This window comes from Cesiribacter andamanensis AMV16 (assembly GCF_000348925.1).
Classification (GTDB): Bacteria; Bacteroidota; Bacteroidia; order Cytophagales; family Cyclobacteriaceae; genus Cesiribacter; species Cesiribacter andamanensis.
On record NZ_AODQ01000001.1, the window covers coordinates 76,293 to 88,695 of the forward strand.

General features: G+C 55.7%; 12 protein-coding genes. 10 read left to right on the forward strand and 2 right to left on the reverse strand.

Translation table 11 applies throughout. The features are described from left to right. Nucleotides 1–249 precede the first annotated feature (249 nt). From ADICEAN_RS20745 to fabD, 4 genes are read left to right on the forward strand one after another with little or no spacing between them, the layout of a single operon-like run. Nucleotides 250–1,458, forward strand: a complete 1,209-nt coding sequence (locus ADICEAN_RS20745; RefSeq protein WP_009193490.1) for a hypothetical protein — start codon at nucleotides 250–252, stop codon at nucleotides 1,456–1,458. Continuing rightward, nucleotides 1,397–3,082 (forward strand): T9SS type B sorting domain-containing protein, encoded by a 1,686-nt coding sequence (locus tag ADICEAN_RS20750; protein ID WP_161622639.1) that lies wholly within the window; start codon nucleotides 1,397–1,399, stop codon nucleotides 3,080–3,082. Before ADICEAN_RS20745 ends, ADICEAN_RS20750 begins: the two co-directional genes overlap by 62 nt. A gap of 16 nt (nucleotides 3,083–3,098) precedes the next feature. Beyond that, nucleotides 3,099–3,524 (forward strand): thiol-disulfide oxidoreductase DCC family protein, encoded by a 426-nt coding sequence (locus ADICEAN_RS00360; protein WP_316928493.1) that lies wholly within the window; start codon nucleotides 3,099–3,101, stop codon nucleotides 3,522–3,524. 36 nt (nucleotides 3,525–3,560) lie between these two features. Further along, entirely contained in the window at nucleotides 3,561–4,442 is an 882-nt protein-coding gene (gene fabD, locus ADICEAN_RS00365) for an ACP S-malonyltransferase (RefSeq protein ID WP_009193493.1), read from the forward strand. 21 nt (nucleotides 4,443–4,463) lie between these two features. Here the strand turns inward: fabD and folK are convergent, their stop codons facing one another. After that, nucleotides 4,464–4,955, reverse strand: a complete 492-nt coding sequence (folK, locus tag ADICEAN_RS00370; protein ID WP_040395858.1) for a 2-amino-4-hydroxy-6-hydroxymethyldihydropteridine diphosphokinase — start codon at nucleotides 4,953–4,955, stop codon at nucleotides 4,464–4,466. Nucleotides 4,956–5,019: 64 nt separating this feature from the next. On the opposite strand from folK, the gene sppA reads away from it, so the two are divergent. From sppA to ADICEAN_RS00385, 3 genes are all read left to right on the forward strand, one after another. Beyond that, complete coding sequence (gene sppA / locus ADICEAN_RS00375) at nucleotides 5,020–6,786, forward strand: signal peptide peptidase SppA (protein WP_009193495.1); 1,767 nt, start codon at nucleotides 5,020–5,022, stop codon at nucleotides 6,784–6,786. Nucleotides 6,787–6,905: 119 nt separating this feature from the next. Further along, nucleotides 6,906–7,913: a biotin synthase BioB gene (gene bioB, locus ADICEAN_RS00380; RefSeq protein WP_009193496.1), complete on the forward strand. Its 1,008-nt coding sequence runs from the start codon at nucleotides 6,906–6,908 to the stop codon at nucleotides 7,911–7,913. Between the two features lie 137 nt (nucleotides 7,914–8,050). Then, nucleotides 8,051–8,503, forward strand: coding sequence for a DinB family protein (locus ADICEAN_RS00385; protein WP_009193497.1), 453 nt, complete (start codon nucleotides 8,051–8,053; stop codon nucleotides 8,501–8,503). Between the two features lie 157 nt (nucleotides 8,504–8,660). Here ADICEAN_RS00385 and ADICEAN_RS00390 read toward each other — a convergent pair whose 3' ends face one another. Beyond that, a complete protein-coding gene (locus ADICEAN_RS00390; protein WP_009193498.1) occupies nucleotides 8,661–9,284 on the reverse strand; it encodes a porin family protein in 624 nt (207 codons plus the stop codon). Nucleotides 9,285–9,387: 103 nt separating this feature from the next. Here ADICEAN_RS00390 and ADICEAN_RS00395 point away from each other — a divergent pair, with 103 nt between their 5' ends. The 3 genes from ADICEAN_RS00395 to bioA are packed head-to-tail and all read left to right on the forward strand — an operon-like array spanning nucleotide 9,388 to nucleotide 12,393. Then, entirely contained in the window at nucleotides 9,388–10,527 is a 1,140-nt protein-coding gene (locus ADICEAN_RS00395; protein ID WP_009193499.1) for an aminotransferase class I/II-fold pyridoxal phosphate-dependent enzyme, read from the forward strand. Then, complete coding sequence (bioD, locus tag ADICEAN_RS00400; protein ID WP_009193500.1) at nucleotides 10,524–11,129, forward strand: dethiobiotin synthase; 606 nt, start codon at nucleotides 10,524–10,526, stop codon at nucleotides 11,127–11,129. Before ADICEAN_RS00395 ends, bioD begins: the two co-directional genes overlap by 4 nt. After that, the gene (gene bioA, locus ADICEAN_RS00405) at nucleotides 11,098–12,393 is read left to right on the forward strand and encodes an adenosylmethionine--8-amino-7-oxononanoate transaminase (protein WP_009193501.1); all 1,296 of its coding nucleotides are present in this window, start codon (nucleotides 11,098–11,100) and stop codon (nucleotides 12,391–12,393) included. Before bioD ends, bioA begins: the two co-directional genes overlap by 32 nt. Nucleotides 12,394–12,403 lie beyond the last annotated feature (10 nt).

Below are 12,403 nucleotides of genomic sequence, written 5' to 3' on the forward strand. Positions count from 1 at the left end.
TTTGAAACCAGATTATTCTTAGCCGGCCAAAATTACATTAGCAATCCCTAGCAATCAATGACTGAGAATAATTTCTACAAATTATAAATAAGGGGGGCTGCCGCTGGAAGTGCCCTGTAGGAGAAAATTAGGCCTGTCTCATTCTTTTTGGCCGGGATATTTGTTACTTTACTAAAAAAACTGACATTGGGCGTACAACATCCTGCCTCAGGGTAGGTTATACGTTATATAGATTTTTTCCCCTAGAGCATGAAAAGCCTCTTATACTTGCGCTCGCTCCTCCTGTTGCTCTTTTGCGCCCTGCTGGCTGGCCAGGCGCAGGCTACCCACATCCGGGCAGGAGAGATCACTGCCCGCCGCATTGACCCCCAGAGCTTTACCTATGAAATTACCCTGCGCGGCTATGCCGACCGGGGCTCTTCGGTGATTTTTGGTAGCAATGGTACATTGGATTTTGGTGATGGTACCAGCCTGGTAATCAATAACCAGGGGGATGACATCCCCCGCTTTGCCCTCACACCCGATACCTGGCTCTACGAGCTCAAAGTGGTCCATACCTTCCCCTCGGCCCGTACCTATTCGGTGTCTTTTCGGGAGTTTTACCGCAACGACGGTACCCTCAATATGGACAACCCGGTGCAGATGCCTTTCTATATTGAGACCGTTATTGTGATCGATCCCTTTCTGGGCATCAATAATACCCCTCAGCTGCTGGTGCCCCCGGTTGATAAGGCGGCCATCAACAAGCTGTACATTCACAACCCCGGCGCCTATGATATAGATGGCGACAGCCTTTCCTACCGCCTGGTGGTATGCCGCCAGGACCGCACCGTGCCGGTAGCCAACTACCGCTACCCCCACCAGACCTTTCCTCCCGGCGACCCCCGCAACGGCACCAGCCTGGATGGCGGCCCCCCGGAGCTTACGCTTGACCCCCTTACGGGCGATCTGGTCTGGAATACCCCCGGTACGGCCGGGCAGTACAACGTAGCCTTTTTTGTGGAAGAATGGCGCAAGGTGCAGGGTGAGTATTACCTGCTGGGCTACGTAACCCGCGATATGCAGATTCTGGTAGAGGATGACCCCAACAACCCGCCCGTGCTGGAGGTACCAGAAGATATCTGCGTGGTGGCCGGCGAGCGCATTGAAGAGGTGATCCGGGCCATTGATCCTGATGGGGACAACATAGACCTTGCAGCCTTTAGCGGGGTGTTTAACCTGGGGGCCACCTACACCGGCACCACCAACATGACCAGCCCGGCCCAGGCCACCTTTACCTGGCAGACCGATTGCTCCCACATCCGGGACAGGCCCTATCAGGTGGTCTTCAGGGCTACCGATGTACGCGGGGGAGGGGTGCGGCTTACCGACATCAAAAACCTGGAACATTACCGTAGTGGCGCCACCACCAGTGGTAGAAAGTGTGCGGGCGGTCAGCAGCCGCTCCATAGAAGTTAACTTTAATGCCGCTTCTTATACCTGCCGGCAGGCCTCGGCCATACAGGTTTGGCGCAGGGAGGGCAGTATCGAAATTCCGCTGGATACCTGCATCACCGGCATGCCGCCCGGCTATGGCTACGTGCTGGCCGATGTGCGCAATCCGGGCGCTTTCCCCTTTGTGGACGATGCAGGGGGGGCAGGGCTTAAGCCTGGCGCTACCTACTGCTACCGGGTGGTGGCTGCCTTCTCCAATCCGCAGGGGGGTGAGAGCCTGGTGTCAGAGGAGGTATGCGTAACGCTGCCAGCCAAAATTCCGCTTATTACCAATGTGAGCATACTGGAGACCGATCCTGCCACTGGTGAAATTCTGGTGCGTTGGATTCCTGGCCCGGACCTTACCCCCGGGGAGGTGCCACAGCCTTATTTCTACGACCTGTACCGGGCCGAGGGCTTTAGCGGGGGTGACTATACCCTGGTTGCTGAAAACCTGAGCGTTACCGAATTTACCGATACCGGACTGGATACTGAAAACAGGGTGTACAACTACTATGTAATGCTCAAGGATGCCAACCAGACCGAGTATGAGTACTCCGATCCGGCCTCCAGCGTGCGGATAGAGCCGGTACCCCAGGCCGAAAGCATTCTGCTGCAGTGGCAGGCGCAGGTGCCCTGGTCAAACCGGGTGCAGCAATATCCCATCCATGAGATTTACCGCAACCGGGTAGATCCTGATGATGAAAACCGCTTTGTGAAAATAGCCGAAGTAAATGTTCTGCAAAATGGCTTTCAGTACCTGGATGATGGCTCCGATGCCGGGGTAGGCCCGCTGGAAGATGATGTGGAATACTGCTACTATGTGATTACCGCCGGTAGCTACAGCAATCCGCAGGTGCCCGAACCACTGCTGAACAACTCGCAACGGATCTGCTCCTTTTTGCGGGATGAAATACCCCCATGTCCGCCGCTGCAATTTGAGCTGGCCAACCTGGAAAGCTGTGAGGAGATCCTCAGAGCCAAAACCTGTGGCGACAATACATTTGAGAACCGCCTGGAGTGGACGGCCAATACCGAGGAGCTCTGCATCAACGATTTCTCGCACTGGCTCATCTACTATTCGTACAATGGGGTGGATTTCCGGATTGTGGGCCAGACCCGCAACAACCAGTTTACCCACAGCATGCAGGATACCCTGGCGGGCTACTACTTTATACAGGCGGTAGACCGCAGCGGCAACCTGAGCGAGCCCAGCCAGACCGTAATGCGGGACAATTGCCCCAATTACTGGCTGCCCAATGTGATCACCCGCAATGGCGATGGCGCCAATGATGTGCTGCGGCCACCCCTGCCAGGCGAGGCGGCTCCCTCTGAGCGCTGCCCCCGCTTTGTAGAGTCCGTAGCGTTTACCGTGTATAACCGCTGGGGCAAGCAGGTGTACGAGTACAACTCCGCAACCGCCCCTGAACCCGATATTTACATCCGCTGGGATGGGCGGGGCAGTAATGGCAATATGGTAAGTGCCGGCACCTACTACTATGTGGTACATGTAACCTACCGCACCATTAACCCCGATCTGCGTAACCAGAAGCTCAAAGGCTGGGTGTATATACTTGATGGAACAGAAAACAGCCGCGATACCCCCTAAGGCCCGGCCTGAAGCCTTGCTGCAGGCAGGCACACGCGCCATTGTTTTATTTGACGGGGTCTGCAACCTCTGCAAAGGGGCCGTAGATTTTATCATTCGGCATGATGCGCATGAGCGCTTTGCCTTTGCCTCCCTGCAATCGGAGGCCGGGCAGGCGCTTTTGCGCTTTTATGAGTTGCCTACGGCAGATTTTGACAGCATGGTGCTGTTAAAGGAGGGCAGGCTGTACCAAAAAAGTGAGGCAGCCCTGCAGATTGCCGGCGAATTGGGCGGTCTCTGGAAGCTGTTTACCCCTTTTTTGCTGCTGCCCAGGCCCCTGCGCGATGGCCTATACAGCGTTATAGCCCGCAACCGCTACCGTTTTTTGGTAAGCGGGAGAGCTGCCGGCTACCCACCGCTCGGGAGCGCAGGCGTTTTCTGGGTTGATATTATCTGGAAATAATCCGACCTTGGGGCACATTTTAACCTTACACTACGCATGAAAGCCTATTTATTTCCCGGCCAGGGCGCACAGTTCTCCGGCATGGGCAAAGACCTATACGATTCATCAGAAGAAGCCCGCCAGCTATTTCAAAAAGCCAATGAGGTGCTCGGCTTCGATATTGCCTCCATCATGTTTAGCGGCTCAGCGGATGATCTGAAGCAGACCCGCGTAACCCAGCCCGCTATTTTTATCCATTCGGTGGTGCTGGCCAAGCTGCTGAAAGACTTTAGGCCCGATAAGGTGGCCGGCCATTCGCTGGGCGAGTTTTCGGCCCTGGTAGCGGCGGGTGCCCTCCGCTATGAGGATGGCCTGCAGCTGGTGTATAAACGAGCGCTGGCCATGCAGCAGGCCTGCGAAGCCACCCCTTCTACCATGGCCGCCGTGCTGGGCCTGGACGATACCGCTGTAGAAGAGGCCTGCGCCGCCGTGCAGGGCGAGGTAGTGGTAGCAGCCAATTACAACTGTCCCGGTCAGCTGGTGATCTCCGGCTCGCATGAAGGGGTAGCCAAAGCCGGCGAGCTGCTCAAGGAGCGGGGCGCCAAGCGGGTGCTGCCGCTGCAGGTTGGGGGTGCCTTTCACTCTCCCCTGATGGAGCCCGCCCGGGAAGAGCTGCAGGATGCCATCCTGAAAACCCAGTTTCAGCAGCCCATCTGCCCCATTTACCAGAACGTAAACGCCCGCCCGGCACGTGAGGTAGAGATCATCAAGCAGAACCTGATTGCCCAGCTGACAGCACCCGTACGCTGGACCCAGACCATCCAGAACATGGTGGCAGACGGCGCCACCGAGTTTGTGGAATGCGGGCCAGGCAAGGTACTGCAGGGCCTGGTAAAAAAGATCCATGCCGAGGCTTCTGTAAGCAGCGCCGAGCTATAAGCGGGCAGTATACAAAGTATCTTAGGTCGATACCAACCTAACCTCCAGCGCATCAGGGCATTCCTCCAGCAGCTGGAGGTTATTTTTTTGCAGCAGGGGGTGCACCAGAAGGGGGGCAAGCTCGCACAGGGGTACCAGGGTAAAGCGGCGCAGGTGCAGCTGGGGGTGGGGCAGGGTAAGGGCAGGGGTGTTCAGGATCAGATCACCGTAGTAGAGAATGTCCAGATCCAGCGTGCGGGGTCCCCATTTTTGCTGGCGGCGGCGGCCCAGTTGCGCCTCAATGTTCAGGCAGGCCTTTAGCAGCGCCTCTGGTGCCAGGTGGCTCTGAATTTCTACCACCTGGTTCAAAAAATCCGCCTGATTTTCCATACCCCAGGCGGCGGTTTCGTACAGGCTGCTGCTGGCACAGAGCGGGCCCAGCTGCTGCTCCAGCAGGCTGTTGGCTTTTTCAAGTGTAGCCATTCTATCGCCCAAATTGCTGCCTAAAAGAAGATATATGCCGCTCATCATCATTGCGTTTTAATTTACCCTTCTTATTGGTTATTTTGCAACACTGACCTAGTTCATTCCCATAGTTATGATAGCATTCCTAAGAGGGGTAGGTGCCACCATTGTTGGCCTTATCCTGTTCTGTTTCCTCTTATTGCTGATTGGCGGCGCCATTATTGGTGCCATTGCCTCCAAAGAAGACGAAGTTAAGGTAGAAAAAAACACGGTGCTGCACCTGCGGCTCGATAAGCCCATTGTAGAGCGGGCCTCCGATCATGAGCTGCAGTTCCTGGAAGCCCTGCCGGGCTTTGAGGGCGGACAGATCGGGCTGGTAGAGCTGCTGGAAGCCATCCGCCATGCCAAGGAAGATGACAAGATCGAAGGCATTGTGCTGGAGCCCCAGTTTTTAATGGCCGGCTATGCCAGCCTCAAGGAGATCCGGGATCAGCTGGAAGATTTCCGTTCAGAAGGCAAATGGATCTATGCCTACAGCGAGATTTATACCGAAAAGGATTACTACCTGGCCTCCGTAGCCGACAAAGTGTACCTGAATCCCGCCGGCATGCTGGAGCTCAATGGCCTGGTGTCGGAGCCCGTTTTCATCAAAGGCACCTTGGAAAAACTGGGCGTAGAGCCGCAGATCTTCCGGGTAGGGGAGTTTAAATCGGCCGTAGAACCCCTGATGCGCACCGACATGAGCGAGGCCAGCCGGGAGCAGACCCAGTCCTTTCTGAATAACATCTACCAGACTTTTCTTACCGATGTAAGCCGCAGCCGGGGCATTGAGGTAAATGAGCTGGAGCGCATTTCCGACGAGATGCTGGTGCGCCGTGCCGAAGATGCCATCACCTACAAAATTGCCGATCAGCTGGGTTATCTGGATCAGATCCATGCCGAGATCCGTGGCCGCCTGGGCCTTGAAAGCGAAACCGACAAGATCAATACCGTAAGCTACGCCAAGTATCGCAAATCCTATAAGAGCGAAACCTCCGGCAGCGACCGTATTGCGGTAATTGTGGCCAGCGGCGATATTGTGACCGGTAAGGGCGATAACCAGACCATCGGCTCCGATAAATTTGCCAAGCTGATCCGCGAGGCGCGCCTCAACGATCGGGTAAAAGCCGTGGTAGTGCGCATCAACTCACCTGGTGGCAGCGCCCTGGCCTCGGATGTGATGTGGCGCGAGATTGTGCTTACCAGCCAGAGCAAACCCATCATAGCCTCCATGTCAGATGTGGCGGCCTCCGGAGGCTACTACATGGCCATGGGCTGCGATACCATTGTGGCTCAGCCCAATACCATTACCGGTTCCATTGGCATTTTTGGTGTGCTGTTTAACATGCAGCAACTACTGAATGACAAACTGGGCATTACCACCGATGTGGTAGAGACCGGCGAGCTCTCTAACCTGTTTAAAGTAACCCGCCCCCTGAGCGAGTTTGAAAAGGGCATTGTGCAGCAGTCTATTAACGATGGCTACGAGATGTTCACCAGCAAGGCTGCCGAAGGCCGCAACATGCCCAAGGAAGCACTGCTGGAAGTAGCCTCCGGCCGGGTATGGTCCGGCATAGAAGCAAAGGAGCGCGGGCTGGTGGATGTGCTGGGTGGCCTGGATGTGGCCATTGATATTGCGGCTGCCAAGGCTGGCCTGGAACTAGGCAAGTACCGCCTGCGCTATTATCCGGAAAAGCAGAGCTTTCTGGAGGAACTGCTGGGCAAGACCGAAGAAGAGATTCAGACACGGGCCTTGCAGAAAGAGTTTGGTGCCTTCTTCCCTTGGGTAAAGCAGCTGCAGAAAATGGAGCGCTTTCAGGGCATACAGGCCCGCATGCCCTATGATCTGGTAATTGAATAAAGTAAAGCTCCCCTTTTACCAAGCCCGGCTGCGCAGCCGGGCTTCTTTTTTATCTACCCCTCCATTTGCATATTGGGCCCTGAATCGCTTATTTCAGGTTGAAAAAACTTTTTTATACGATGACTGACATTCGCACCAACTGGACTCGCTCTGAAATAGACACCATTTATAACCTCCCCTTCCTGGAACTGGTGTACCGGGGTGCCAGCGTGCACCGGCAGTACCACGATGCACAGGAGGTACAGGTATGCACCCTGCTATCGATCAAGACAGGCGGCTGTCCGGAAGATTGTGCCTACTGCCCTCAGGCTGCCCGCTACCATACCGATGTAAAGGTGCACAAGCTGCTGGAGGTAGAGGAGGTGTTGGGCAAAGCCCAGGAAGCCAAGCAGGCGGGCAGCACCCGTTTTTGCATGGGCGCTGCCTGGCGCGAAGTGCGCAACAACCGCGATTTTGATAAAGTGCTGGAAATGGTGAAGGGGGTAAATGGCATGGGCATGGAAGTATGCTGTACGCTGGGCATGCTTACCGAAGAGCAGGCGCTGAAACTGCAGGAGGCCGGCCTGTATGCCTATAACCATAACCTGGATACCAGCGAAGAGCATTATGGTGAGATCATCAGCACCCGCACCTACCAGGACCGCCTGGATACGCTGAATAACGTACGCAAGAGCGGCATCTCCGTATGCAGTGGCGGCATCATAGGCATGGGCGAAAGTCAGCACGACCGCATCGGCATGCTGCATACGCTGGCCACCCTGCCGGAGCATCCCGAAAGTGTGCCGGTAAATGCCCTGGTACCCGTAGAAGGCACCCCCCTGGAGCAGCAGCCCAAGGTGCCTGTCTGGGACATGGTGCGCATGATTGCCACCGCCCGCATCATTATGCCCAAGGCCATGGTGCGGCTATCGGCCGGCCGTGTGCGCATGACCCTGGAGGAGCAGGCGCTCTGTTTTATGGCTGGTGCTAACTCCATCTTTGCCGGCGACAAACTGCTGACTACCCCTAATCCGGATGTGGTGAGCGATCAGGAGATGTTCCAGATCCTGAACCTAAAGCCCAGAGCGGCCTTCAAAGAAGGCGAAGCGCCTGTACATTTTGAGCAGATCCCCTCGGCGCAGCAGTGATAAGGCTAAAGGGCTTGATGAATTATAAGAACGAGTGGTGCCACGAGTAATTCGTGGCACCACTTTTTTATATAAAGCCAGCACCTGTACCTCTGTAAAGGAGATTAATAGTTATTAAGAGACCATAATTTTTAGGGATGGCAATAGTAAGTGAACTTGCGAAGATCTTTGCTGCTGATCTGGAGCGGCTGAAACAGGAGATTGAAGCCTTTAAGCTGGAAGAAAATCTCTGGAAATCGCCCCCAGGGTTGCCAAATTCGGCGGGTAATCTGTGCCTGCATCTGGTAGGGAATCTGAACACCTTTATTGGCAGGGACATTGGGAAATTTAATTATGTCCGAAACCGGGAAGCAGAGTTTAGCCTCAACGGTGTGCCAAGGCAAAAGCTACTAGAGCAGATTGAGGATGTGAAACGCATTGTGAGCGCCTCACTATCGGGTATAGACGATGATCGCCTGCAGGAGGTGCGCATCGAGCACAGATTAGGAAACGAAATGACAAACACCTATTTGCTGGTGCACTTTGCTACGCACCTGGCCTACCATTTAGGGCAGATCAATTACCTAAGACGGATGTTAGAGCCCTCCTAAAGAAGGCAGTCTGCTAAACTGTTCCTCATCTTATTTTCAATACACTCTTATTTCGATTTCTATAAACAACAATGGACTAAAGCCTCTGTTTTTCAGTGCTTTAGTCCATTGCGATCAGACCCTTTGGGCTACATTTCTTTAGCCTATAGCCAAGTGCTTATTTTTTCACATTGCCGAAGCGATACCCGAGGCTTACCACAAACTGGCGCTGCTTCTGGTCGTCGGGCAGGTAATCGCTGAGGCTGGAGTTCTCAAAATCAAACTCCCGCAGGTTGCCTATCGTGGTTTCATACCGACTATCCAGGGAGAATCGTCCAAAATCAAAGCCGATGCCTGCCTGCCATCCCCATTGGGTGCGGCTATAATAGTCGTTGATTTCTTCGTTGAAGGTCTTGTCCGAATCTGCGGAGCGGGTGCGCAGGTTTACACTGGCGAAGGGGCCGGCATTTACCCGAAAGTGCTTATGCAACTGCGCCCCCAACAAGACGGGCAGATCCAGGCGGTGAAATTCCAGGTCAAGCTTTTGCATGTCCAGCCCACTGTTGCGGAGCTGCGCCTGTGAGAAGGTATAGTAGAGCTCGGGTTGCAGATAAACCTTGCCCAGGTTAATCCGGGTAAACAGGCCCGCATGCAGGCCAAGGGCTATGCCATCATTTTCCCAGTCAAGTGCGGGGTCTTCTACCTGGGCCAGGCCCAGGTTGCTGCCGGCTTTAATGCCCACCTGCGAGAAAGCTACAAAGGGGGCAAAGAAGATGGGGATCAGTACCAAAAATCGTTTCATACCACTACGGATTAAATCATTGCAAAAAAAACACCTATATGATAAACAGGCTTGTTACAAAAAACTTGCCATTCTGTGCAAAGCGGGACTAAGTTTGTAGTCTATGCAGCAAATTATCGCCAGGCTTGAGCAGCAGCTTCAGAAAAGAGCCCTGCATCAGCAGCTCCGCAAATTGCCACAGGAGCTTGCTGTAGCTGATTTTTATTCGAATGATTACCTGGGGCTGGCCCGAAATAAAAAATTAGCCGAGCGTATTGCTACCGCTGCCGGGCAGGAGGTGCAGCAACATGGAGCCACCGGCTCCCGCCTCATTAGCGGCAATGCCCCCCTTACTGAGGCGGTAGAGAGCGAGCTGGCCCACTATTTTCAGGCCCAGGCCTGCCTGCTGTACACCTCCGGCTATGCGGCCAACCAGGGCGTGCTGTCAGCCCTGCTGCAGCGAGGCGACACGGTGCTGTACGATGAGCTTTCGCATGCCTGTATCAAGGATGGTTGTCGCCTTAGCTCGGCCAATCGGTTTTCTTTTCGGCACAATGATCTGGACCATCTCAGGAGCAAACTGGCCAGGACAAGCGGCCCCTGCTTTGTGGTGGTGGAGTCTGTCTATTCCATGGATGGCGATGAAGCTCCCCTTGCAGCGCTGGCACAGCTGTGCCGGGAAAGAGGCGCCGGCCTCATAGTAGATGAAGCCCACAGCACAGGCCTTTGGGGGCTCGATGGCGCCGGCAGCTGCCTGGCACAGGGGGTTGCTGGCGATGTGCTGGCCCGTATCCATACCTTTGGCAAGGCCATGGGGGTGCATGGGGCCTGTGTGGCCGGCTCAGCGCTGCTGATCCGCTACCTGATAAATTTCTCCCGCACGTTTATTTATACCACGGCGCTGCCCCCCCATGCCATAGTATCCATCCGGGAAGCCGTGCGCTTTCGGCAGCAGCAGCCCCAGCTGGCTGAGCAGCTTTTCAGACAGGTGGGCCTGTTTCGCTGGCTGATGCAGGAGAAAGCGCCGCAGCTGAGCCGCAACCTACTGCCAGCCCGGGGTCCCATACAGGCGCTGCTGGTGCCCGGCAGTGAGCAGGCAGTAGGGGCGGCCCGGCAGGTACAGGCAAAGGGGTATGGCGTTTGGCCCATCCTGTCGCCCACGGTGCCGTCAGGGCAGGAGCGGCTCCGGATCTGCCTGCACAGTTTCAATAGCCAGCCCGAACTGGAAGGGCTGGTTGACACCCTTAGTCAACTTCATCTATGAGACCCTATTTTGTAACTGCCATTGGCACCGACAGTGGCAAAACCCTGGTAAGTGCCCTGCTGTGCCGGGCACTGGGTGCCGAGTACTGGAAGCCGATCCAGTGCGGTATTCCGGCCGATGCTGCCACCATCCGCCAGTTGAACCCGCAGACCCGGGTGCACCCGGAGGCTTACTTTTTGCAATTGCCCGCCTCGCCCCATGCGGCTGCCAGGGCCGAAGGGGTGCAGCTGGACGCCCGCTCTCTGCAGCTACCCGCTACCGATGCCTCCCTGGTGATAGAAGGAGCGGGGGGTATGCTGGTACCGCTCAACGATCGGGAATTTATCATAGACCTGGTGCCCCACTTTGGGGCAGAGGTTGTGCTGGTGGCCAATCTCTACCTGGGCAGCATTAATCATACCCTCCTAAGCTGGCAGCTCCTGCAGCAGCGTGGCTACCCGGTAAGGGGAATTATCTTTAACGGTACGCCCAATCCGGAAAGCGAACAGATCATCCTGCACCATACGGGCTACAAAAAACTATTGAGTATAGACCAGCATGAGCAGCTCACCCCCCACTTATTAGAACAGTATGCAGCAACACTCCGCACACAGCTCGGCTGATTTACAGCGCCGGGACCAGCAGCACATCTGGCACCCCTTTACCTCACTGGCCTCAGCGCTGCCGGTGATCCCCATTGTAGAAGGGAAGGGGGTATGGCTGAAAACCGCCGAGGGGCGGCAGATCCTGGATGGGATTTCTTCCTGGTGGGTAAATCTGCATGGGCATGCCCACCCGCACATAGCCGGGGCTATCGCAGCCCAGGCCCACCGGCTGGAGCAGGTGATCTTTGCCGGCTTTACCCATCCGGCCGCCGTAGCGCTGGCTGAGCAGCTCCTGCCCCAGCTGCCCGGGCGGCAGGAACTGCTCTTTTTTAGCGATAACGGCAGCACGGCAGTTGAGGTAGCGCTTAAAATGGCCCTGCAGTACTGGCACAACCGTAACGAGCCACGCCAAACGCTCATTGCCCTTGAAGGGGCCTACCATGGCGATACCTTTGGTGCTATGGCCGTGGGGGGGAGGGGGAGTTTTAACCGCCCCTTTGAGCAACACCTGTTTGATGTAGAATTCATTCCTTTTCCGGAAGCAGGGCAGGAAGAAGCCTGCCTGGAAGCCCTGCGCCGGCTGGTCGGCAGGGGAGATGTGGCAGCCGTCATCGTGGAGCCCCTGCTACAGGGAGCGGGGGGCATGCGCATGTACCCGGCGGCTGTCCTGGATGAACTGTTTACTATTGCCCAGACAGCTGGGGTCCTGTGTATTGCCGATGAGGTTATGACAGGTTTTGGCCGCACAGGTTCCCTTTTTGCCTGCCAGCAGTTGGCACAGCGCAGCCCGGATCTCATTTGCCTAAGCAAAGGGCTTACAGGCGGTTTTATGCCACTGGGACTTACTGCCTGTACGGCTGCAGTAGCTCAGGCTTTCAGGGATGCCAATCCGGACAAAACCTTTTACCATGGCCATTCCTACACGGCCAACCCCCTGGCCTGCGCTGCAGCCCTGGCCAGTCTGGAGCTTAGCTTATCAGATAGCTGCACGCAGCAACGCCAGGCAATTGCCCGGTCCCATGCTGCTTTTGCCAGTGAGATAGCCCGGCACCCTTCTGTAGAAAAGGTGCGGCAGTGCGGTACCATTTTGGCGCTGGAGTTGGTTACGGGAGAATCTACGTCCTATTTCAATGCCCGCCGAAACCAGATTTACCAGTTTTTTCTGGATCGGGACATCCTGCTGCGGCCCCTGGGCAATGTGGTCTATCTGATGCCCCCCCTATGTGATCTCTCCTGCAGAACTGGAGCGCATTTACAGCGCCATCCGCAGCCTCGCCGATAACTGGAGTAGG

Coding starts and splice junctions, on each gene's coding strand:
- bioA (WP_009193501.1), top strand. CDS start 11,098: ATGCAGCAACACTCCGCACACAGCTCGGCTGATTTACAGCGCCGGGAC.
- ADICEAN_RS00385 (WP_009193497.1), top strand. CDS start 8,051: ATGGCAATAGTAAGTGAACTTGCGAAGATCTTTGCTGCTGATCTGGAG.
- folK (WP_040395858.1), bottom strand. CDS start 4,955: ATGATGATGAGCGGCATATATCTTCTTTTAGGCAGCAATTTGGGCGAT.
- ADICEAN_RS00390 (WP_009193498.1), bottom strand. CDS start 9,284: ATGAAACGATTTTTGGTACTGATCCCCATCTTCTTTGCCCCCTTTGTA.
- ADICEAN_RS00395 (WP_009193499.1), top strand. CDS start 9,388: ATGCAGCAAATTATCGCCAGGCTTGAGCAGCAGCTTCAGAAAAGAGCC.
- ADICEAN_RS20745 (WP_009193490.1), top strand. CDS start 250: ATGAAAAGCCTCTTATACTTGCGCTCGCTCCTCCTGTTGCTCTTTTGC.
- sppA (WP_009193495.1), top strand. CDS start 5,020: ATGATAGCATTCCTAAGAGGGGTAGGTGCCACCATTGTTGGCCTTATC.
- bioB (WP_009193496.1), top strand. CDS start 6,906: ATGACTGACATTCGCACCAACTGGACTCGCTCTGAAATAGACACCATT.
- fabD (WP_009193493.1), top strand. CDS start 3,561: ATGAAAGCCTATTTATTTCCCGGCCAGGGCGCACAGTTCTCCGGCATG.
- bioD (WP_009193500.1), top strand. CDS start 10,524: ATGAGACCCTATTTTGTAACTGCCATTGGCACCGACAGTGGCAAAACC.